The following is a 19,265-nucleotide window of genomic DNA, read 5'->3' on the forward strand; positions in this document are numbered from 1 at the left end:
CCCTGGCCCTGATTCCGCGTCACCGAAGGTTCTCCCGCAGGTCCCACAGACGGCGCCAGGTCGGCGCCCCGTCCTCCGCGCGCCGCCGCACCGGGCCGTCCCAGTACCCCAGCAGACGCGCGTGGTCACCGGGATCGTCCTTGCGGACCACGCCCAGCAGATGACCGGGGACCAGGTCGAGGGAGTCCCCGGCGGGCAGATACGCGGCGGACACCCCGAGGGAGACGGCGACCTGCACCGCCTCCGCCGTGGACATCACCGTGCCGGGACGCTCCACGTCCCAGCCCTCTGCCGAGCGCCCGGCCCGCAGATCCCGGAAGACGGTCACCAGGACGTCGAGCACCGCGTCGTCGACGTCGAAGTCCGCGCCCGCCCGCGCGACGGCCGCGACCGCCTGCCGCCTGATGAGCGCGGTCTCGGCGTCGGCGTCCGCGATCGGGTGCACGGTCTCGAAGTTGAAACGGCGCTTGAGCGCGGCCGACATCTCCGACACCCCGCGGTCACGCAGGTTGGCGGTGGCGATGACCGCGAACCCGGGAGCGGCGGCCACCTGTGCCGCGTCCGTGCCGGACAGCTCGGGCACGCTCATCCGGCGGTCGGAGAGGATCGACACCAGCGCGTCCTGCACCTCGGGCAGACAGCGGGTGATCTCCTCGACCCGGGCCACCCGTCCGGAGCGCATCGCGCTGAGCACCGGGGAGTCCACCAGGGCTTGGGGCGTGGGGCCCTGGGCCAGCAGCAGGGCGTAGTTCCAGCCGTAGCGCAGGGCGTCCTCGGTGGTGCCCGCGGTGCCCTGCACGGTCAGCGCGCTGGTACCGCAGACGGCCGCCGAGAGCAGCTCCGAGAGCATCGACTTGGCCGTACCCGGCTCACCCACCAGCAGCAGTCCCCGCTCTCCGGCGAGCGTGACCACGCACCGCTCCACCAGGGCGCGTTCACCGACGAACTTCGGCGAGACGACCAGCTCGGCCGGGAGCGTCTCATCGGGCTCGGACAGCTTGAGCGCATCGCCCGCGCTGCCGCAGACGAAGGTGATGACGGAGCGGGGCGTCAGCAGCCAGCCGGGCGGACGCGGACCCTGGTCATGGGCGGCGAGGAAGGCGAGTTCGGTGGCGTGACGCTCCTCGGCGGGCAGCGTCTGCCGTGGCGGGAGTGAGGTCGCCGTGGTGATCGAGGGCATGGATGTCCTTGCTGGGTAGGTCTGATCGGGGTCGAGGATCTGCTGATCGCCGACGAGTGGGGGAGTGGGGAACTGGGGGAAGGGGGGTCGACCGGGGTCGATGAGGGGCGAACTGGGGGGAGGGGGAGGGAGGGGGGAGGGCCAGGGCACTGGTGGCGCCCGAGGCCCTCACGCGCCCCCCCACAACGAGCGCGCCCCCCTACGAGCGCTCCCCCCCCACGAGGGCCCCACGAGCGCTCCCCCCAAGCGCCCTCCCCTCAACGAGAGCGCCTCGCCCAGCTCACCAGAGCCGGGGCAGCCGTAAGTTCACCAGAGCCGGGGCAGCCGTACGTTCACCGGAGCCGGGGCAGCCGTAAGTTCACCGGAGCCAGGGCAGCCGTAAGTTCACCGCCCCCGCCATACACTCACCGGCACCGCACCGCCCGCCCCCTCACCGCCGCCGCCCCCGCCGGACCTTCAGCTCCTCGAACCGGGGCCCGTCACCGCTCCGCACCCGCTCCCAGGCCCGCCGGTACAGATCGGCGACGGGTTCCGTCGGCACGATCACCCCGAACGAGGCGTGCTCGCCGTCGACCACGTCGAACAGCGGCAGCTTCCAGCGCTCCAGCGGCACCCGGGGCGCGGACTGTTCGGCCCAGCCGCCGGGCAGGAAGAGGGAACGCCCCGCCCTGGTCCGGGTCGCCTCGACCACGAGATCGGTGGCCGCCAGTTCCGCACGGGCCGCCTTGAGCCGGGCCGGCTTCCAGCCCGTCCACCGCGCGGTGGCCCGGTCGGTCGGGTCGGGCATGGCCAGCAGCATCAGATACAGCGTCGCCGCGTCCTCGCCGAGGCCGTACTCCTTGGCCACCTCGGTGACCAGGTCGGGCACCGAGCGGCCCGGGTCCTGCGGCCACCAGGTCCCGGCCTTGTCCCGCTCGCCCCCGACCGGCTCCCCGGGGTCGGCGAGCAGGGCCGCGAACCGGGGATCGCGCACCAGCCGCAGGGCGACCTCGGCCGGGTACGGGTGGTCGTCGACGCGGGTGGCGGGCAGATGGGGGTCCTGCCCGGCCTCGTCGAGGAGGTCGACCCGGATGGCCGGGGCGGGCTGGTTGTCGGCGGTGGCGAGGACGACGGCGCCGTACCGCTCGTATCCCTGGCCGGTCTCGGTCGGCGCGCCCGCCGCCTTCCGGAACGCCGGAAGGCTGATGTACCGGCCGAGGTCGAGCATGAGGCCGGGGGCCGCCAGCCGGGCCCGTACGGCGGTGAGCGCGGGCGGCAGCGCGGCCCGCACCGGGTCGCCCGCGGGCAGCCGATGGGCCAGCCAGGCCGCCAGCGTCACGGTGCCGACCAGGGTGTCCACGTCGAACCCGGGCTCGTCCTCGCCGACCGGCCGCGCCCGGTCCCCGTCGATCGCCCAGCGCAGATCCCGGCTGAGCCGCGGGGAACCGGCCGGTTCCAGCAGCGCGGGCAGGGCCTCCCGTACGGTCCAGGCCGCGTGCTTGAGGGCGCGGACGGCGTCGCCGAGCAGTTCCTCGGGCAGGGCGGGACGCCTGCCGACCGTGTCGTTCCAGACGGCGGCAGCGGCGGCCACGTCCGGGCCCTCGGTCCACAGCCGGGCCGGATCGGCGGGCAGCAGCGCGGCCACGACCGCGGCCCGCACCCCGCTGCTGATCTCCCGCAGCTCGTCCTTGGCGACCGCGGCGGGAGCGGCCTTCACCCCGATGGCGTTACGGGCCTCGGTGGTGAGGAACGTCCGCTCGTAGATGTCGACCCCGGGCAGCCCCGCGACGACGAGCCGGGCCATCGTCTCCGTGGTGCCGGTCAGCCGGGCGAACTCGTCGGCCGCCTCGGGGAACCAGGGCGCCGGACCGCGCTCGGCGAGCTGCGCCAGGAACGCCCCGAGCGGGACGGGACGTCCGCCCCGGTCGAACGGCTCGAAGGACAGCACCTTGTACGGCTCCGGCACCTCGAACCGGCCCGTGGGGTCGTGGAAGAGACCGGTGAAGTCGCAGCCGTCGTCATCGTCGTCGGAGTCGCGCGAGGTCACCGCGATGAAGGCACCGCCCCCCAGCGACAGCACTCCGTACCAGGAGCCCTCCCGCCACTCGCCCGAGCCGATCCGCAGCCGGTGCGCGTCCAGATGCAAGGACACCCACCGCCACCGGGAGTCCGGGGCCTCCTCAGCCCCCGCCCCCTCGGCCCCGGCCCCGACGGCCCCGACGGCCCTGGCGGACCCGACGGCCCCGACGGACCCGCCCATCCCCAACCCCTCGAACCCGGCAAGAAGCTGCCCCAGCACCTCACGGTGCTCCTCGGTCGTGGTGCCGGCGGCGGCCCGGTACGCGAGCGCCCCCCTCCGCGCGATCAGGGTGGGCAGCGCCGGCTGCCCGATCGGCAGTTCGGGCCCGTCGAGATGCAGCCGGCCACCGGGAAGGTCCCCTGCGGCACCGACCGCCCCGTCACCGACCGCCCCGTCACCGACCGCCCCGGCGGCGCGCGTCAGCACCCGCAGCGCCCCGAACACGGTGGTGGCCCCGTCGTCGCGGCTCCACCAGTAGTTGTTCGGCGTACCGAGACCGCTCATCGCGTCCCGCACCACATGGTCCGGCGGACCGGCCGGGCCCTCGTCCGCCAGGTCGCCGTCCATGGCCCGGGTCAGCCGGGTCGCCGCCGCGTCCAGGACCCCCTGCTGGGCCGCCGCGTAGCGCACGACCCCGGCGATTCCCTTGAGCAGCGCGGGGTGGGTGACGGACAGCAGGGCGCCGATCGCGCCGGACAGCGCCCCGGCGTCCTCGTCGGCGGCAGCCGCCAGCAGCGCGGCGGCGGTCCCGCGGTCGACCCGCCGCAGCCCCGCCGAGCCCTCCGGGTCGCGCGCGGTCAGGCACTCCCAGTACTGCACGGGCGGCAGCAGCAGGGTGCCCTCGCCGAAGACGCCCGCCGTGCGGTCGGTCTTCGCCCAGGCGGTGACGACCCCCTCCGCGTCCACGAGATCGAGCTGCCAGCTGTTGCGCACCACCGCCGTGGGCCGCTCGGCGCCGGGGAACATCACCAGCGTGTACGGCACACCGGCGTCGGCCGGGACGGTGAGGGTGTGCCCGGCGAGGTCCTCGACCCGGGTGGACCCGTCCGGGAGCGTCACCCGGCGCAGCCCCACGAGCCCGTCCACGGGCGCGGCGGCGGGCGCGGCACCGGCCGTGGGGGAGGGGCTCAGCCGCCCGCCCGCGAAGCGGCTGCCGTCGGGGGCGTCCCGCAGCGCGTCGGCGAGGAACGCGGGCCGGCTCATGCGCCCCCGTCCGCCGCCGACGGGGTCGTACTCGTACCAGCCGTGTCCCGCGTGGTCCTCGGAGTCCGCGTGCCACACCCAGTAGGAGGTGCCGTCGAAGAGCAGCGAGCGCTCCTCGGGCAGGGTCGTGTCGCCTGGGTGCACGACACCGCCGCCGGTCGCCCGCCCGCCGCCGGACAGCGGCAGGGTGATCGGGAAGTCGCCGCGGTACCAGTCCATCTCGGTGCCGCGGGTGGCGCTCGGGCCCGCCAGCGTCTCGACCCGGTCGGCCCGGCTGTGCCAGTAGCCGCGCAGACCGCTCTGGCCGCTGTTCCAGTAGACGAGGAGTTCACCGTCGACATGGTGGAAGCCGGGGTCGCCGCGTCGGTCGCCCGCGGGGATCCGCAGATCGTGGGTGAGCAGGGTGCCCCCGGCGCCGATCACCCGGGCCTGGGCCGCCCCGGCGACCACCAGATGCGGCCATGCGTCGGCGACGATCAGATCCTCGACCTGCGCCTTCGGCACCAGGTCGGCCGCCGCCTCCTCCCAGGCCGGCCACCCCAGCTCGTCGAAGATCCCGGCCCGCAGGGTCCGTACGAGCACGGGGGCGAGGTCGGTGGCGACGGCCTCGCGCACCTCGTCCTCGGCCAGCGCCAGTGCCTCGGAGGGCAGCCACTTCAGCCGGGCCAGCGCGTCGGGCAACTGGGGCAGTCCGACCACGGTGAACCGCTTGACGGCCGACGCGACCCACCGCGCCAGCAGCGGACGGCAGCCGGGAGAAGCGGCCAGCAGACGGATCGCCCGCAGCGCGTCGTCCTGGTTGCCGAACCGCTCCGCGCCCTTCAGGAAGGCGTCGTGGAACCGGCTGTCGGCGCCCAGGAACACCAGGTCCCGCTGCCCGTCGCCCTGGGCCCACTGCGTCAGCGGCAGCGCGTCGTCCGGCTCCGGCCCGGCCACCGGCACATCGAGGGACAGCAGCAGATCCACCAGATCGATGTCATGGCTGACCCGCAGCGCGCCCCCGGAGTCCCGAAGCTCCGCCCGCAGCCGCTCCACACACCGCTCCACGACCGGATACAGCTCAGGCATCCGGGTCGAGCCGCGCCAGGACCGCGCCCGCTCCCGGAAGACCAGGAAGCGCCCCAGCCAGCCCGCCGTACCGTCGTGCGGACGCTCCTCCACCGGAAGGGCGGCGTCCCACAGCCCCGCCGCGGCGCCCGAGTCCTCCAGCACCTGGAGCCACAGCGCGGGCAGCTCGTCGTCATGGCCCGCCGGGACCATGCCCAGCAGCGTCCCGCGCACCCGCCGGTCCCGCGCGGCCAGCGCCACCAGCGCGGCCCGGTGCCCCTTCCACCAGCCGGCGGCGGCCCGCAGGGTGGCGGGCAGCTCAAGCAGCTCGGCGAGGTACTCCTGCTCGGCGAGCCCGGCGTCCAGCCCCGCGGCCCGCGCCAGCTTCCGCAGATCGCCCGCCATCTGCGCGGACGGCGGCAGCCCGCCCGCGGTGCGGCGCAGACACAGCCGGGTGAAGCGGCGCAGCGCCTCCTCGGCCGGCACGCGGGCGGCCAGCTCCCGCCCATAGGCGGACAGCACCTTCACGGGCAACGCCCCCGCCAGGGCGAACTCGAGGAACACCGCGTCGAGCCGCTCCTCCTCGACAACAAGCCCGTGCTCCGCCTCCGCTTTCCGTGCCCGAGTGAACAACTGAGCCGCATAGGTGGCGTTCTCCTCCGCCAGAAACACCCGCCCGGCCTGCTCGTAGAAGGTCGGCAGGAAGTGCGGCACGGAGGCCGCCAGCCGCGCGCCCAGCTCCGTATAGGCGTCCATGGCGGCCTTGGGCCGGGACTTCACCTGCCGGGCGACCCGCTCCAGATCCGGTACGACACCGAGGGCGTGATGCCCGTCCTCGGGATGGTGCACCAGCACCCACTCCGGAAACCCCAGCGACTGCCGCAGCCCCAGCCCCACGACAACGGGTTCCCCATCCCCCTCCATCCCGAGAAACCCGGCGGCGAGATCCTCGGCGGCCCCCAACTCCCCCGCCACGACCCGCACGACCACCCTGCCATCCAGCGCCGGATGGCGATACCGCCGCGCGGTCAGCGACACGGCCCGCTCCCCCGCGTCCGCCGTGTCCGGCGGCAGCACCCCACCCGCGACGAGCATCTCCTCGTACGACACCTGCGTCCCCCCGCTCATGCGTTCTTGCCCTCCTCGATGTCCCGCCCCGCGTACAGCGCCGCGGCCATCCGCATCCCCTCGGACCAGGCGACGGCCCCCACGTCCCGCAGGCTCAGGGCCCGCCCGTCGGCCCCGTTCCAGATGAGCCCGCCCGTCTCCACGGAGTCCTCCCAGTACGGCTCCCCGATCCACACGGCGGCCTCGACGACCCGAGCCCCCTCACGCACCCGAGCCGTGGCGTAGCCACCCGACACCCGGTACCCCAGCGCACTCGCCCGAGCGGCCAGCGCGAACCGCGACCGGAACGCCCCGCCGGCGAACTCCCGTATCTCATGGCCCACCGTGCCGTCGACCTCCCCGGGCCGCTGCCAGGTGGCCCGATGGATCTGCTCGACCCGCTGCACGATCCCCAGCTCCGCCGCGAACTCCCGGATGTCGTCGAGGTCGGGCAGCAGCACGGGATGCGGCAGCGTCACCGTCCGCGGCGCGAGCCGCACGGTCTCCCCGTCGAGATCGACCACCTGCAACTCCCCGTCCTCGGTGGCCCCCCGCAGAAACCCGACCTCGTCGGGATCGTCCCCGACCACCACCAGATCACGCAGCGCCACCTGCCACGCCTCGTCCGGCCACACCTGGGCCAGCAGCCCGGTGGGCACGGGCAGCGACGACACCATCCAGGCGTCCACCTGCGCGACACACCCCGAGGCATGCCGTTCGAGCCACTCCGCGAACCGCCGCAGCCGGTCCACCTCGGGATGATCCCGCAGCGCCCGGGGCAGCGACTTCAGCTGCCTCCCCGCCGCCCTCCCCGCAGTGGCCCGCGCCGCCACCCGCCCCTCCACCAGGGCGACTTCATACCCGTCACCCGCCGACACCCAGCCCACGATCCCCGCCTCACGCATCAAGACAGCAAGAAGAAAGCACAGTTCAGCCGGGATCTCCCGACACCAGTGCGACGACAGACAAAACGTTATCGGCGCCCACTGACAACCAAGCCCCCAAACGCCCCCTCCCGACGGAGACCGCGAGCCCCCCACGCCCGGCACCCCACCCCGGACCCCGCATCCCGCCCACCCACGGGAGGCCGGACATACGCAAAGACCCCGACCTCAGCGTTTCCGCTGAGATCGGGGTCTTTTAGCACTCCCTACGAAGTGCCCCCGGCAGGATTCGAACCTGCGCACACGGCTCCGGAGGCCGTCGAAGACCCGTGCCGAGCTGGGGTTCTGACCTGCACAGAAGCCGTCCAGTACCTTGCCCCGAGTCATGATCATCACGCCCTGATTACGCAAGCGCCCTGCCGTAGCTTCAGGCCGGGCGGTAGCGTCGAAGCATGATCTCAGGTGGCGGCGGCTCCCACGGCGGCATGACGGACTTCACGGAGGAGACCGCGGGGGAAGTCCTCCGCGAGGCGTGCGACCAGGCGGGGCTGGACCCCTCAGGCGCCGCGCTGCTGAGACTGGGCTCCAACGCCGTGTACCGACTGGCGTCGTCCCCCGCCATCGTCCGCATCGCGCGGGACCCCGCAGTCACTGAACAGATGGCACGGGCGGTCGGCGTAGCCCGGTGGCTGGAGGCGGAGGACTTTCCGGCGACGCGCGTGCTGGCGGGGGTGCAGCAACCCTTAACCGTCGGCGGCCGGGTCGTGACCTTCTGGGAGAGCGCTCAGGACCGGGAGGAGTACGCGACTCTGGAGGAGCTGGCAGACCTCCTGAAGCGGCTGCACTGGCTCGAAGAACCGGAGTCACTCGGGCTCCCGTACTTCGACCCATTCACCAAGCTGTGGGATGGCCTGCGGTCCCTCGACGGGATCGCCAAGGCGGACCGTGAGTTCCTGGAGGAGCGGGCGGGAGCGCTGCACAAGCTGTATGACCGCCTGGACTTCGTGCTCCCGTTCGGGATGATCCACGGGGACGCGAGCATAGGAAACGTCATCCGGCATCGGGACGGAAATGCGATCCTGATCGATCTCGATGGCTTCTCCCTCGCCGCACGCGAGTGGGACCTCGTGCAATCTGCCCTCTACTACGAGCGATACGGATGGCACACGCGGACCGAGTACGAATCGTTCGTCTACCACTACGGATTCGACCTGATGAACTGGCCCGGCTATCCGGTTCTCGGGGATCTGCGAGAGTTGATGATGGTGGTCTGGCTCGGCCACCAAGTAGCAACCAGTGCAAAATCTGGTGATGAGTTCGGGCGCCGTGTGGAGTCCTTGCGGACCGACGGGAGTCGGCGAGACTGGCGCCCCTTCTGACCCATTCCATGGATCACCTGCTCGCCGGTAGCCGTCCACTCGCCACCCAAAGCCGATTCTCCGCTGCCTGCTCCCGAAAATCTCGGATGAACGCCGTGTCGCCAACCGTGTCTAAACGGTGACGAAACTCCGCTAAATAGCTGACGCAACGAGCCGACTTAAGCTGTTCCCCAAGGTCAAGCGCATCTAGGGCAACCCGGCAGGCTTCTTCGGGTTCACCCGCCCGAAGGTGCGCATCGGCGAGAACCATCGTCGCGAAGAAGTCACTCCGGACATGACTACCGCTCATGGCGTTCTGGGCATGGGCAACGGCCTGACGTGCACTGTTCACATCCCGGAAGCAGTGCGCGGCCTCGGCGGCCAACTCGGCCTCGTCGAAGTAGGTGATCCACTCCGGCTCGTCGCTGTTGTTGCGGCTTTCCAGTGCCTTAGTCGCCTCGGATAAGGCTGATTCGCACGCACGGATGTCGCCGGTACGGGCCAATGCCCGCGCCTCCATGGCGTGGAACTGGGCCATCAGAGTGGGAGTCGCTACCCCTGAAATTCCCATGCGTGCCGCACGCGCGAGTGTGGCGGCCTCTGTGAAGTGGCCTAAGAACGTGGCCTGGTGGCTCATGGCAGACAGGATGCTTCCCGCTAAGCGCCGGTCATTGCCGTCCTGGGCGAGCCGCAGAGCTTGCAAGAAATATCGCTGGGCAAGTCCGTGATGGCATGCGTCGTAGGACATCCAAGCAGCAAGGAGAGTCGTCTCCGCGACCGTGGAGAAGAGCGCACGCCCGACCGCTTCCGTGTACTGCCCGGTGAGCAGGGGCGCCACATCGCGGCTGAGATATTGCACGAGAGAATGCCTGGCGTGTTCTCCGCCGAAACGGTCGTCCAGCTCGGCGAACATTCCGCCAGTGGTCCTGATCATGCTTACGTCACTGATCCCCACGCGGCTCCCACCAGCCCCCTGGGCACTCGGGAACGACGGCTCGGGAGCGACGAGCCATCGAAGGGACGCCTCGCTCCACGCTGGCCGGGACGGCTCCGACAGAACCAACGGCTCGTACCCGTTGAGGTCGGCTCGCCAGATCTGGACCACGGTCCGGAAGGTGTCTTCCGGGCTCGGTGGATAGCGGGTCTCCAGTAGTCGCACGTCACGACCGCTGAGATGGTTGAGTCCAAGCTCCGCGGCGGACATGCCCAGTGATGCGCACAGCAAGGGGCCGTAGAACTCGTCCGGGACGCTGTGCCCGTTCTCCCAACTCGCGATGCGACGCTTCACGCTGGCATCCGCGGGAAGGGTGTCGCCCCGACTACCGGCTGCGGTACGCATCTCACTCACAAGGCGCAGCTGACCCCACCCGCGTCGCTTACGGGCCTCACGCAGGAGGACCCCGAACGGCTGTGTTGAGTCGGTGATGGCTGCCTCCCCCTACGGATGGTCGCCTGTTGGCGGAGACCTCCGAATTTACGGAAGAGAAGCGTTGCTGTCCTCTGTCTTGCGGAAGATCACGACTGCTCGGGTGGGATGACGCGGGGTGACGTGGCACAACGGCACACGTCATCCCCTGTCACCCCTCGTCATCTCCCCACGTGATGCCGTGCGCACAAGGCTGGTCGCACGACGGCTGACGGGCCGTCGGGCCAACCTGGGAGGTACGGCACGGCATGCAGATGATGACGAAACGCGGACTGCAATGGCTGTCTGCCACGGCGGAGGACCCGCAGGACTGCCGTGCGGCCTGGACCGATGACCCGCGCAACCCGTACGCCCTGCCTGCCGGGCGCTACTTCGACGTCGTGGTGATCGAGCAGCGGATCGGCCTGGAGACCTTCTCTCAGCTCGACCGGCGCGCGATGCCGTTGGGTCCGGTCATGGCCGACTGGGGCGGGAAACGCACCGGCTTCTTCCTGCCCTCCGGGTCGCGCGAGCGGTTCGACCGAATGGTGGGTGAGGAGACGGCCGACCCGCCCAAGTACCGCTACGCAGGAGAGGGCTCCTACGTGATCGTCCCCGGACCGATGCCGCTGAGCGGGGACCGGTATACGTGGCTCCGGGCGCCGATGCGCCGACCAGAGGCGACCCCCGCGCGGACGGCGGCTCTGGCGGCGATGTTCGTCGCGGCGGCCTCGGTGGTGGCGCGGGCGGACCGGTATGGGGAGCAGTACAGCCGAACTCCGGCGGCTCAGATGTGGGACGAGCCGGAGCCGGACCAGGGGGAGCCCCGTGTCCGGTGAGAGCAGGGAGCAGAGCGACGCCGCGAACTGGGCCCCCATCAACGGCGGCGAGTGGTACGCGGCGCGGGACGCCACAGCAGCGCTCCGGGACGTACTGATCGCGGCAGGGATGGAACGGGACTTCCCGTACCTGAGGGCCGACCTGAACGCCTTCGGCCAGGGCTTTGTGGAACTCGGCCGAGTGTCCCCAGAGACGGCGGAACGCCTGGCAGAACTATTGCGACTTGCCCTCGCGTCTCCGAGTGAAGAGGAAACCGCGGAGCCGTGAGGAGAATTCTGGAGGGATGGAAGAAATGACCGACCGGCGAAGTGTCTGCGCGAAGCGCGTTGAAGACTTCATTCCCGGAGTCCCTTACGTACGTGGATGGACTCGGGGCAAGCGCGGGGCATGGACTCTTGCGGAGGCATTACGAGATCTGGGCCTTGAAATGGACTTCCCGGGGCTGAAGGCTGACGTGAATGTCAACGGTGACGGGATCGTATGCCTGGGGGCCGTGCGCCCTGAGGCGGTGCGACTTCTCGCATCTGCCCTGAGTGAGGGCGTGCTTCGGGAGATGGCAGAGCGGCAGACTGCGCCCCGGAGCACTGGCGGGGAGAGCCTCGGGGAAGGGGAGGCCCGTGCGGAGTGAGTTCATGGAGGTGGTGACCGTGAATGCGTCCACCGTGCGGGTCGGCGATCTCGCGAGCTTGGAAGGCGAAGAGTTCCGAGTCGCTGACATGTTCGCCCTGCGCGGCGGCGGAAAGAAGGTCCTCTTTGAGAGCAGCGAATTCATCACCCTCGACCTGACTACACCTCTAGTCGTGAGGCGTTTCCGTTCCATCGAAATAGCTCGCTGAGTTACTGATCTACCCATGGCGACCGTTTCGGGTCAGGGTCGCAACTGAATTCCGGAATCCCGGCCAGAGTCCCGTGCGCTGTCGTCTTGAGATGTCGGCGCACGGGGTTCTCTGCGTCTTGAACACGATGGGTTCGCTGATCTCGCGGTCGTCGGAGCGGCTTTGGGCTGGAGCTGCTTTGGGGCGAGTGATCATGGCCCCGTAAGCTTCCGGCGCGTCGGGCAGTCTGTGGACCTGCCCGGTAAAGCACGACGTTGGGGCCATGATCTTAGAGGCTCGCCCCAAAGTGGCTGCCTAAAGACGTGGAGCCGACAGCCCCAGCCACGGCGGCGCTCGCTCTGACGCGAGGAACAAATGCCACGCGTCGGATATCAAACGGGGAGACTGCTCAACGGCTGGAGACCGCTCGACTCGGCCATTGAGGCGAGCACTCCCACGGTGGCCCCAGTCGTCCGGCCGGGACCGGCGCCCCAGCGCCGCAGCCCGGACGGGGCGGCAGGGGCCACCGGCGGCGCGGACGCGCCGCCCTTGATGAAGTAGAGAAAGTCTGAGCCGGACGGTGCCGCTGGTGGCTCGCTTCGTCAGATGCCGTAGCTGAGTTCCACGCCATCCCCGGGAAGATGGAGCTCCTCCAGGGCGACAGGCATGTCCTGCTGGTTGAGAGACACCCGAAGGACGTGGAGAACCGGTACACCCCCGGGCAGGCGCAGGGCCTGGGTCTGGTCGGGTAGGGGCATGCGGGTACGTACGTACTCGGTGAAGTGGAGCGTGTGCCCGAGTTCGGCCATGGCCGCGTACAGGTGTGGAGCCGGAGGCGGGGCCTCCTCCTCGTACTTCGTGCCGACAAGCACGGAGAACGGTACGTACGTGCGGTGGAGCTGTCGCAGACGGCCGTTCTCGGCGGTCTCCAAGGCGTCGTACGTGAACATCGGCTCGCCCGGCGGGATGCGGAGCAGGTCCGCGAGCGCGAGCGGAGCATCCGTGCGGGTGGCGACGGAGGGTTCGGTGCCGGTCCAGCGGAGGCCGTCCGCCTCGATGTATCGGCCCTCCGAGTCCTGGCGTACGCCGCGCGGGCGGGTGAGGCCGGGGCGGGAGTGAGGAGAGCGGACGAACGTCCCCCGCCCCATCATGGCCTCGATCAACCCGGCCGCCCGTAGCTCGGCGATGCCCTGACGGACTGTCGGGCGCGTCACACCGAACTGGCCCGCGAGGATCTCCTCGGACGGGAGCGGCTGGCCAGCGGGGTAGGTGCCGTCAAGGATGCCTTTTCGCAGGTGATCGGCAATCTGCTGGTACTTGGGCGGGTCCTTCTTCGGGTTGCTCTTGGGAGGCATGCGAGTCTCCGCGCTCTGCTTCTGGTCGCCTGGTCAATCAGCCGGTACAGCGTCCAACACTTCTTGTCGCTTGACAACCCGTACTACGGGTGGCCACTCTTGCTTGCACCCGTACTACGGGTGGATATACCGCCCGAAGGATGTCCCTTCGGGGGTTGCAGAGAAGGAGTTCAGAAGAGTGGTTGCCCTTCCGATCGACACCGCCAAGTTCACGGGGATCATCTGCGCCGTGGCTCCGAACCCGCGCGTGGCCAACCGGGAGACCGGTCAGTTGCGAGTGGACCGCGAGACCGGGCAGACCGTGTACCAGGTCGGCCTGTGCCTGATGGCCGGTACCTCGGCCGACGTGGTGACGGTGAGCGTTCCCGGTGAGCCGGTGGGCGTGCAGAACGGCGTTCCGGTGCAGGTCCGGGACCTCATCGCCACGCCGTGGGAGAACGAGGGACGGCACGGCATCGCCTTCCGTGCCGCCGAGATCAAGCCCCTGACCGCACCGGCCAGCAGCACCGGCCCGGTGAGGAAGGGGGCCGGAGAATGAGGCTCCTGGCCTCAGCACCGTCAGCCGGGGCGACCTGGCTGAGCGGGACACTGCTGGTGGCCGCCGTGCTGGCGCTGGGCCTGCTCATCACGGGCCCGGCGCTGCGCCGACGGCATCCCGTCGCGTGGTGGTTCTGCGTCGGCTTCCCCCTGGTCTGTCTCCGGGTCGCCTCGACCTGGCGGCCGTTGATGGCCGGGTGCGGCCTGGCGGTGAGCCGGAAACCGGCGCTCACCCTGGTGTCGGGGCTGGTCGGCAACGGAACCGCTCCGCCTCAGCCGCGCGTTCCCCGGCGGTCCGGCATCCGCCCGACACCCGGCGGCTTCTGGTTCCGGGTGCGGCTGCTGCCGGGACAGGTGCCGGAGGACTTCGTCAAGGCGGCTCCGGCCATGGCCCACGACTGGGGTGTGCACGCGGTCCGCGTGGCCGTGTGGAAGCCGGGAGTCGTCCGCATATCCGCCTCGGCGGCGGACCCGCTGAAGAATCCGCGCATTCCCCGGCAGCGAGGGACCGGCCGACTGCTGACCGTCGTCGTCGGTGTCCTGGAAGCCGGTACGGCCTGGGTGATCGACCTTCGCCGCATCCCGCATTGGCTGATCGTCGGAGCCACGCGCTCCGGCAAGTCGACGCTGATCAACGCCCTCGTCGCGGGCCTGGCCCCGCAACCGGTCGCGCTGATCGGAATCGACTGCAAGGGCGGCATGGAACTGTCCCTGTACGGACCTCGCCTGTCCGCACTGGCGACCAACCGCGCGGAAGCCGTGAAGGTGCTGGCCGCGCTGGTCGGCGAGACGCAGGAGCGCATGGCTCTGTGCCGTGCCCACCGCGTCCGGAACATCTGGGGCCTCGCGGACGGCGTACGCCCCGTCCCGATCGTCGTCATCGTGGACGAGATCGCGGAGTTGTTCCTGATCGCGGGACGCGGCGAGAAGGACGAAGCTCAAGCGGCGGCGACCTCACTCGTCCGGCTCGCACAGCTCGGCGCGGCCCTCGGGGTCTTCCTGATCGTCGCCGGACAGCGGGTCGGCTCCGACCTCGGCCCCGGCGTCACAGCCCTGCGGGCACAACTCGGCGGCAGGATCTGCCACCGGGTGGCCGACCCCGGCACGGCGGAGATGACCCTGGGGGACCTCAACCCCGATGCCCTGCTGGCGGCTCAGGCCATCGCACCGGAAGACGCGGGGACGGCCGTGCTGGCGTCGGCGGACGGCTGGGAGCGAGCCCGCTCCCACCTGCTCTCCGAGCAGGAAGCCGAATCGATCGCGGCCGAGTACGCGCATCTGACCCCCCGCCTGCCCGGCATCACCGACGCGGCTGGCGGGATCACGGTGCACCTAGAACGCCTCGACCCGAGCGAATGAGAGCGGTGGACCGTCGTGCTGCTGTCCCTGTCGGCCGTGCTGCTGCTCGGCCTGCTGATCTGGTTCCTGCTCCACATCCGCTACCTGCGGTGGTCGACGGTCCTGCTCTGCGGGACGTTCGGGTTCCTCCTGGACCGAACAGTGGTCGCACCGCTCGTACAGGCGGCCTTGGAGACCCTCGCCGCCCTCCTCGGCCAACTCCGGCTCTGACCGCAACGACAAGCAAACGAGGAGACGTTCATGTCCGAGTACGTGATCAAGAGTGGTGACCGTGAAGCGGTCATCGCCGGACTAAGGGAACTGGCCCAGTTCCTGGCCGACAACCCGGAGGTCCTGGTCCCGCCCTGGCCCAGCTTCGTCCTCGTGGTGAGCGCTGTCGACAACGCCGCGCGCAGAGAGGGCGCTGACTTCGCCGCACGGCCCTTGGACGTTCAGGTGGAGGACCTAGGGGAGGGCTTCTACTCCGCCGCGCGGGCGTTCGGCCCGGTCTCCTACCGCGTTGCGGCGGTACCGCCCAGAGAGGACCGGACGTGAGCCCACCGGCACTGAGCCACCCCAACAACCAGAACCCCCGGCGGGGCGCGAAGTCGCCAAACCCGACCCCGCCGGGAGCCCACTCCAACCGCCACAAGAGCAGTGAAAGGAGCACTCACACTGTGTCCACCTCCCACCATTCGCGCAAATCCCCACCCCCGCAGTGCGAACTGCGGGAGGACGAACAGCCCACCTGCGTAGGTCCGGCCGTCGTCGTCCTCGTCATCGTCGGCGCCTACGGCCGGGAACAGCGAGTCTGCGCGAGCCATGCAGCCGCCCTGTGGCTGACGGACCCGACCATCGTCTTCAGCACCAAGACGGGGCCTGAAGCCATCAAGGCCGTGATGCGGCAGGCATTCGGGACCGGGGGCTCACGATGACCGACCCCCACCCCGTCACCCCACTACCCGCGCCCGTCTCCGCCCTCCTCGCACGGGCGGCGGAACCCGGCTTCGACGCCTGGCGCCGCAGCATCGTCCGCCTTGGCGGCTGTACCGACCCGATCCACCTCGTCGGCAGCGCAGCACTCGCCGACGCGGCGACCGGGGAGGTGCTCCACACCTACACCCCGGGGGCGGACGGCGGCAGGCTGCTGATCGCCTGCGGCAACCGCCGCGCTGCCATCTGCCCGACCTGCGCACGCCTCTACCGGGCCGACACGTACCACCTTGTACGCGCTGGCCTGGTCGGCGGCAAGAAGATCCCCCAGGAGATCGGCGGGCACCCAAGGGTGTTCGCCACCCTCACAGCCCCCGGCTTCGGCCCGGTGCACACCAGGCGCGAAAGGGACGGCCGGACGGTCGCCTGCCGCCCCCGCAAACCGTCCGCCCCCTGCACGCACGGCACCCCCACGGGCTGCCACCTCCACCACACACAAGACGACCAACGACTGGGCGAACCGCTCTGCCCACGCTGCTACGACTACGCCGGAGCGGTGCTCTGGCAGGCACAGGCCGGACAGCTCTGGCACCGCTTCGCCCTCGAACTCCGCCGCGAACTGGCCCGCCGTGTCGGCCTGTCGCGCACGGAGTTCACGGACGCGGCGCGGCTGTCCTACGTGAAGGTCGCCGAGTACCAGCGGCGCGGCCTGGTCCACTTTCACGCGGTCATCCGCCTGGACGGCCCGGAGGGTCCCGCCACACCTCCGCCCGCCTGGGCCACGGCCGGACTGCTGACGGACGGCGTGCACGCCGCTGCGGGACTGGTACGCCTTCCCGCGCCCGGTGCGGATGTCGTCGGCCGTCGCCTGCTCCGCTTCGGCGCCCAGATCGACGTGCGCCCGATCCCCGCCCCCGCCCCGGACACCCGACCCAGCCCGGCTGCCATCGCCGGATACATCGCCAAGTACGCCACCAAGGGAGCCGAACCCGCCGGAGCCGTCGACCGGCGCATCCGGCACGCCCGAGACCTGGCCGAACTGCCCGTACGGGACCACACCCTCCGCATGATCGGAACGTGCTGGTGGCTCGGCGGTCTGGAGCCGTTCGCCCCGCTCGGCCTGCGCCGCTGGGCCCACATGCTCGGCTACCGGGGCCACTTCTCCACCAAATCCCGCTGCTACTCGACCACCCTCACCGCCCTACGCAAGGCACGCACCGAACACCGCACCCGGGAGCGTCACGCCGCGCTCGGCCTTGCCGACCGACCCGTGATCAGCGTGAGCAACTGGCGCTACGCGGGACGCGGCTACACCCCGGAGGCGGCCGTCCTGGCGGCCTCGGTCCGGGAAGGCGGTGGCGACCATGGTGCGTAACTCGGCTGCGGGCGAACTCCTCACAGTCCGTGAAGTGCTTGAGGAACTGGGCGGCGTCTCACGTCGCACCTTCTACCGCTGGCGGGAACTGCGGAGCGCCCCGTCCTGCATCCGCCTCCCCAACGGGGAGCTTCGTGTCCGGCGCGCGGCACTTGATGCCTGGCTGGCCGAACGAGCGGAGGGTACGGCGTGAAGTCCTACAAGGTGGTGATCTGGAACCTCAGCGTCAACCGCTCGGCCAAGAAGCCGACACACGTGGTGCGCTGGTCCGTGGACGGCGAGCCGTTCAACGACTCGTACAAGACAAGGCCACTGGCCGACCGCTTCCGGGCGAAGCTGCTCCGCGCCGCCGACAAGGGGGAGCCGTTCGACACTGTGACGGGCCTGCCCGATTCGCTGCGCGGAGGCAAGGCTTCGTTGTCCCTGCTCGGGCTGGCGCTGAAGTACATCGACGCCCGCTGGACTGAGGCTTCGGCCAAGCAACGCGACAGCATGACGGATGCCCTCGCAACCGTACTGCCCACGATGGTCAAGCAGGCTCGGGGGCGTCCCTCCCGTACCGATCTCCGACGGGCGCTGCGCTCCTACATCCTGCCCCCGCCTCGGCGGGAGCAGGAACGGCCCGAGGAGATCGTGGCGGCGGCGAAGTGGTTCGAGAAAGCATCGCTGCCGGTGGCGGAACTCCAGGAGATCACCCGTGTCCATGAGCTGCTGGACGCCCTGACGAGGAAGTTGGACGGCAAGCCTGCGGCGACACAGACCTACCGCCGACGTCGTGCAGTGGTCTTCAACGTCCTCGAACACGCCGTAGAGCTGGAAATGCTGCCGTCCAACCCGTTGAGCAGGGTGCGGCGCAAGCGCGGCAAGCGCCCCGTGCAGGAAGTCGACCGCAGAGTCGTGGTCAACCCCCGGCAAGCGCGGGAACTGCTGGCAGCCGTGACCTATGTTGGCGGCTACGAGCGGGCCAGCGGCCGACGGCTGCGAGCCTTCTTCGGCTGCCTCTACTACGCGGCCATGCGCCCCGGTGAAGCACTCGGTCTGCGCCTGTCCGACTGCACCCTTCCTGAGAGGGGCTGGGGCCGGATCGAACTCACTGAGACACGTCCCACCGCCGGTAAGGCGTGGACCGACTCCGGTGAGGCTCACGACCGTCGCGGCCTGAAGCAGCGAGCAAGCGGTGAGGTGCGGATCGTGCCGATCCCGCCTCCGCTGGTGCGGATGCTCCAGGAGCACATCAAGGAGTTCGGTACGGCGTCGGATGGCCGACTGTTCGCCAGTGAACGGGGCAACGTCGTGGCGGCCTCGTCGTACTCCCGCGTGTGGAAGCACGCTCGTGCGCTGGCGTTCCCGCTACAACAGGTCTCCTCGGTCCTGGCCGCCCGTCCGTATGACCTGCGGCACGCGGGCGTCTCCCAGTGGCTCAACTCCGGCGTACCCGCCCCGGAAGTGGCGGCCCGTGCCGGTCACTCGGTGGACGTGCTCCTCAAGATCTACGCGAAGTGCATCGACGGTCAGGAACAGGAGATGAACGACCGGATTCTGAGAGGGCTGGGGGAGGGGGACGAGACAACGGAGTGACGCGACCCTCGTGACCGACACGCAAGAGCCCCGGAGCGATCCGGGGCTTTTCGCTGTGCGTGGAGGTAGGCGCGGACAGGCGCACCAGAAACGCTGGAAAACGGCGGCTGACCTGCCGAAAGACCCTTCAAGATCATCACGTGGTCATTACGTGATCACTGTCATCGGGCTGCCTCCGACCGCATCCGACCGCACACACAACAAGACCCCGCACCCAGCTGGTTGGCTGGTGGCGGGGTCTTTTGGCACTT

General features: G+C 70.5%; 17 protein-coding genes and 1 tRNA gene. 12 read left to right on the top strand and 6 right to left on the bottom strand.

Annotated features, from left to right (window positions below; genetic code table 11):
• Positions 1-19: 19 nt before the first annotated feature.
• The 4 genes from AB0D49_RS14805 to AB0D49_RS14820 all read right to left on the bottom strand — a co-directional run bounded on the left by AB0D49_RS14805 (position 20) and on the right by AB0D49_RS14820 (position 7,827).
• Positions 20-1,180, bottom strand: coding sequence for an AAA family ATPase (locus AB0D49_RS14805; protein WP_362756545.1), 1,161 nt, complete (start codon positions 1,178-1,180; stop codon positions 20-22).
• A 430-nt stretch (positions 1,181-1,610) separates the two neighbouring features.
• Positions 1,611-6,617, bottom strand: coding sequence for a DNA-binding protein (locus tag AB0D49_RS14810; protein WP_362756548.1), 5,007 nt, complete (start codon positions 6,615-6,617; stop codon positions 1,611-1,613).
• Positions 6,614-7,483 carry a DUF4132 domain-containing protein gene (locus AB0D49_RS14815; protein ID WP_362756922.1) on the bottom strand — a complete coding sequence of 290 codons (870 nt, stop codon included), beginning with the start codon at positions 7,481-7,483 and terminating at the stop codon, positions 6,614-6,616. Before AB0D49_RS14815 ends, AB0D49_RS14810 begins: the two co-directional genes overlap by 4 nt.
• 274 nt (positions 7,484-7,757) lie before the next feature.
• A tRNA-Arg gene (locus tag AB0D49_RS14820) sits at positions 7,758-7,827 on the bottom strand.
• A 105-nt stretch (positions 7,828-7,932) separates the two neighbouring features.
• Between AB0D49_RS14820 and AB0D49_RS14825 the strand changes: the two genes are divergently transcribed.
• On the top strand, positions 7,933-8,859 hold the full coding sequence (locus AB0D49_RS14825) for an aminoglycoside phosphotransferase family protein (RefSeq protein WP_362756550.1): 927 nt from the start codon (positions 7,933-7,935) through the stop codon (positions 8,857-8,859).
• A 13-nt stretch (positions 8,860-8,872) separates the two neighbouring features.
• On the opposite strand, the gene AB0D49_RS14830 is transcribed toward AB0D49_RS14825, so the two are convergent.
• Positions 8,873-10,126, bottom strand: coding sequence for a hypothetical protein (locus AB0D49_RS14830; protein ID WP_362756553.1), 1,254 nt, complete (start codon positions 10,124-10,126; stop codon positions 8,873-8,875).
• A 386-nt stretch (positions 10,127-10,512) separates the two neighbouring features.
• On the opposite strand from AB0D49_RS14830, the gene AB0D49_RS14835 reads away from it, so the two are divergent.
• The 3 genes from AB0D49_RS14835 to AB0D49_RS14845 all read left to right on the top strand — a co-directional run bounded on the left by AB0D49_RS14835 (position 10,513) and on the right by AB0D49_RS14845 (position 11,919).
• The gene (locus AB0D49_RS14835) at positions 10,513-11,082 is read left to right on the top strand and encodes a bifunctional DNA primase/polymerase (RefSeq protein WP_362756556.1); all 570 of its coding nucleotides are present in this window, start codon (positions 10,513-10,515) and stop codon (positions 11,080-11,082) included.
• Positions 11,072-11,350, top strand: coding sequence for a hypothetical protein (locus AB0D49_RS14840; protein WP_362756558.1), 279 nt, complete (start codon positions 11,072-11,074; stop codon positions 11,348-11,350). Before AB0D49_RS14835 ends, AB0D49_RS14840 begins: the two co-directional genes overlap by 11 nt.
• 365 nt (positions 11,351-11,715) lie before the next feature.
• Positions 11,716-11,919: a hypothetical protein gene (locus AB0D49_RS14845; protein ID WP_362756560.1), complete on the top strand. Its 204-nt coding sequence runs from the start codon at positions 11,716-11,718 to the stop codon at positions 11,917-11,919.
• 581 nt (positions 11,920-12,500) lie between these two features.
• Here the strand turns inward: AB0D49_RS14845 and AB0D49_RS14850 are convergent.
• Positions 12,501-13,253, bottom strand: a complete 753-nt coding sequence (locus AB0D49_RS14850; RefSeq protein ID WP_362756563.1) for a GntR family transcriptional regulator — start codon at positions 13,251-13,253, stop codon at positions 12,501-12,503.
• A gap of 178 nt (positions 13,254-13,431) precedes the next feature.
• Here AB0D49_RS14850 and AB0D49_RS14855 point away from each other — a divergent pair, with 178 nt between their 5' ends.
• From AB0D49_RS14855 to AB0D49_RS14890, 8 genes are all read left to right on the top strand, one after another.
• Positions 13,432-13,791, top strand: coding sequence for a hypothetical protein (locus AB0D49_RS14855; protein ID WP_362756567.1), 360 nt, complete (start codon positions 13,432-13,434; stop codon positions 13,789-13,791).
• The gene (locus AB0D49_RS14860) at positions 13,788-15,149 is read left to right on the top strand and encodes an FtsK/SpoIIIE domain-containing protein (RefSeq protein ID WP_362756570.1); all 1,362 of its coding nucleotides are present in this window, start codon (positions 13,788-13,790) and stop codon (positions 15,147-15,149) included. Before AB0D49_RS14855 ends, AB0D49_RS14860 begins: the two co-directional genes overlap by 4 nt.
• 15 nt (positions 15,150-15,164) lie before the next feature.
• Positions 15,165-15,359: a hypothetical protein gene (locus AB0D49_RS14865; RefSeq protein ID WP_362756574.1), complete on the top strand. Its 195-nt coding sequence runs from the start codon at positions 15,165-15,167 to the stop codon at positions 15,357-15,359.
• Between the two features lie 30 nt (positions 15,360-15,389).
• Positions 15,390-15,683, top strand: a complete 294-nt coding sequence (locus AB0D49_RS14870; RefSeq protein WP_362756577.1) for a hypothetical protein — start codon at positions 15,390-15,392, stop codon at positions 15,681-15,683.
• Between the two features lie 122 nt (positions 15,684-15,805).
• Positions 15,806-16,063, top strand: a complete 258-nt coding sequence (locus AB0D49_RS14875) for a hypothetical protein (protein WP_362756580.1) — start codon at positions 15,806-15,808, stop codon at positions 16,061-16,063.
• Positions 16,060-17,436: a replication initiator gene (locus tag AB0D49_RS14880; RefSeq protein ID WP_362756583.1), complete on the top strand. Its 1,377-nt coding sequence runs from the start codon at positions 16,060-16,062 to the stop codon at positions 17,434-17,436. Before AB0D49_RS14875 ends, AB0D49_RS14880 begins: the two co-directional genes overlap by 4 nt.
• Positions 17,426-17,629, top strand: coding sequence for a helix-turn-helix domain-containing protein (locus AB0D49_RS14885; RefSeq protein ID WP_362756587.1), 204 nt, complete (start codon positions 17,426-17,428; stop codon positions 17,627-17,629). Before AB0D49_RS14880 ends, AB0D49_RS14885 begins: the two co-directional genes overlap by 11 nt.
• The gene (locus tag AB0D49_RS14890; protein ID WP_362756590.1) at positions 17,626-19,014 is read left to right on the top strand and encodes a site-specific integrase; all 1,389 of its coding nucleotides are present in this window, start codon (positions 17,626-17,628) and stop codon (positions 19,012-19,014) included. Before AB0D49_RS14885 ends, AB0D49_RS14890 begins: the two co-directional genes overlap by 4 nt.
• Positions 19,015-19,265 lie beyond the last annotated feature (251 nt).

It is taken from the genome of Streptomyces sp. NPDC048290, from assembly GCF_040652095.1.
Taxonomy (GTDB): domain Bacteria; phylum Actinomycetota; class Actinomycetes; order Streptomycetales; family Streptomycetaceae; genus Streptomyces.

What these genes read in the sequence shown, in the direction of transcription:
- AB0D49_RS14805 (WP_362756545.1), bottom strand. Translation starts at nt 1,180, where the DNA reads ATGCCCTCGATCACCACGGCGACCTCACTCCCGCCACGGCAGACGCTG.
- AB0D49_RS14845 (WP_362756560.1), top strand. Translation starts at nt 11,716, where the DNA reads ATGGAGGTGGTGACCGTGAATGCGTCCACCGTGCGGGTCGGCGATCTC.
- AB0D49_RS14850 (WP_362756563.1), bottom strand. Translation starts at nt 13,253, where the DNA reads ATGCCTCCCAAGAGCAACCCGAAGAAGGACCCGCCCAAGTACCAGCAG.
- AB0D49_RS14860 (WP_362756570.1), top strand. Translation starts at nt 13,788, where the DNA reads ATGAGGCTCCTGGCCTCAGCACCGTCAGCCGGGGCGACCTGGCTGAGC.
- AB0D49_RS14810 (WP_362756548.1), bottom strand. Translation starts at nt 6,617, where the DNA reads ATGAGCGGGGGGACGCAGGTGTCGTACGAGGAGATGCTCGTCGCGGGT.
- AB0D49_RS14835 (WP_362756556.1), top strand. Translation starts at nt 10,513, where the DNA reads ATGCAGATGATGACGAAACGCGGACTGCAATGGCTGTCTGCCACGGCG.
- AB0D49_RS14825 (WP_362756550.1), top strand. Translation starts at nt 7,933, where the DNA reads ATGATCTCAGGTGGCGGCGGCTCCCACGGCGGCATGACGGACTTCACG.
- AB0D49_RS14870 (WP_362756577.1), top strand. Translation starts at nt 15,390, where the DNA reads ATGTCCGAGTACGTGATCAAGAGTGGTGACCGTGAAGCGGTCATCGCC.
- AB0D49_RS14885 (WP_362756587.1), top strand. Translation starts at nt 17,426, where the DNA reads ATGGTGCGTAACTCGGCTGCGGGCGAACTCCTCACAGTCCGTGAAGTG.
- AB0D49_RS14880 (WP_362756583.1), top strand. Translation starts at nt 16,060, where the DNA reads ATGACCGACCCCCACCCCGTCACCCCACTACCCGCGCCCGTCTCCGCC.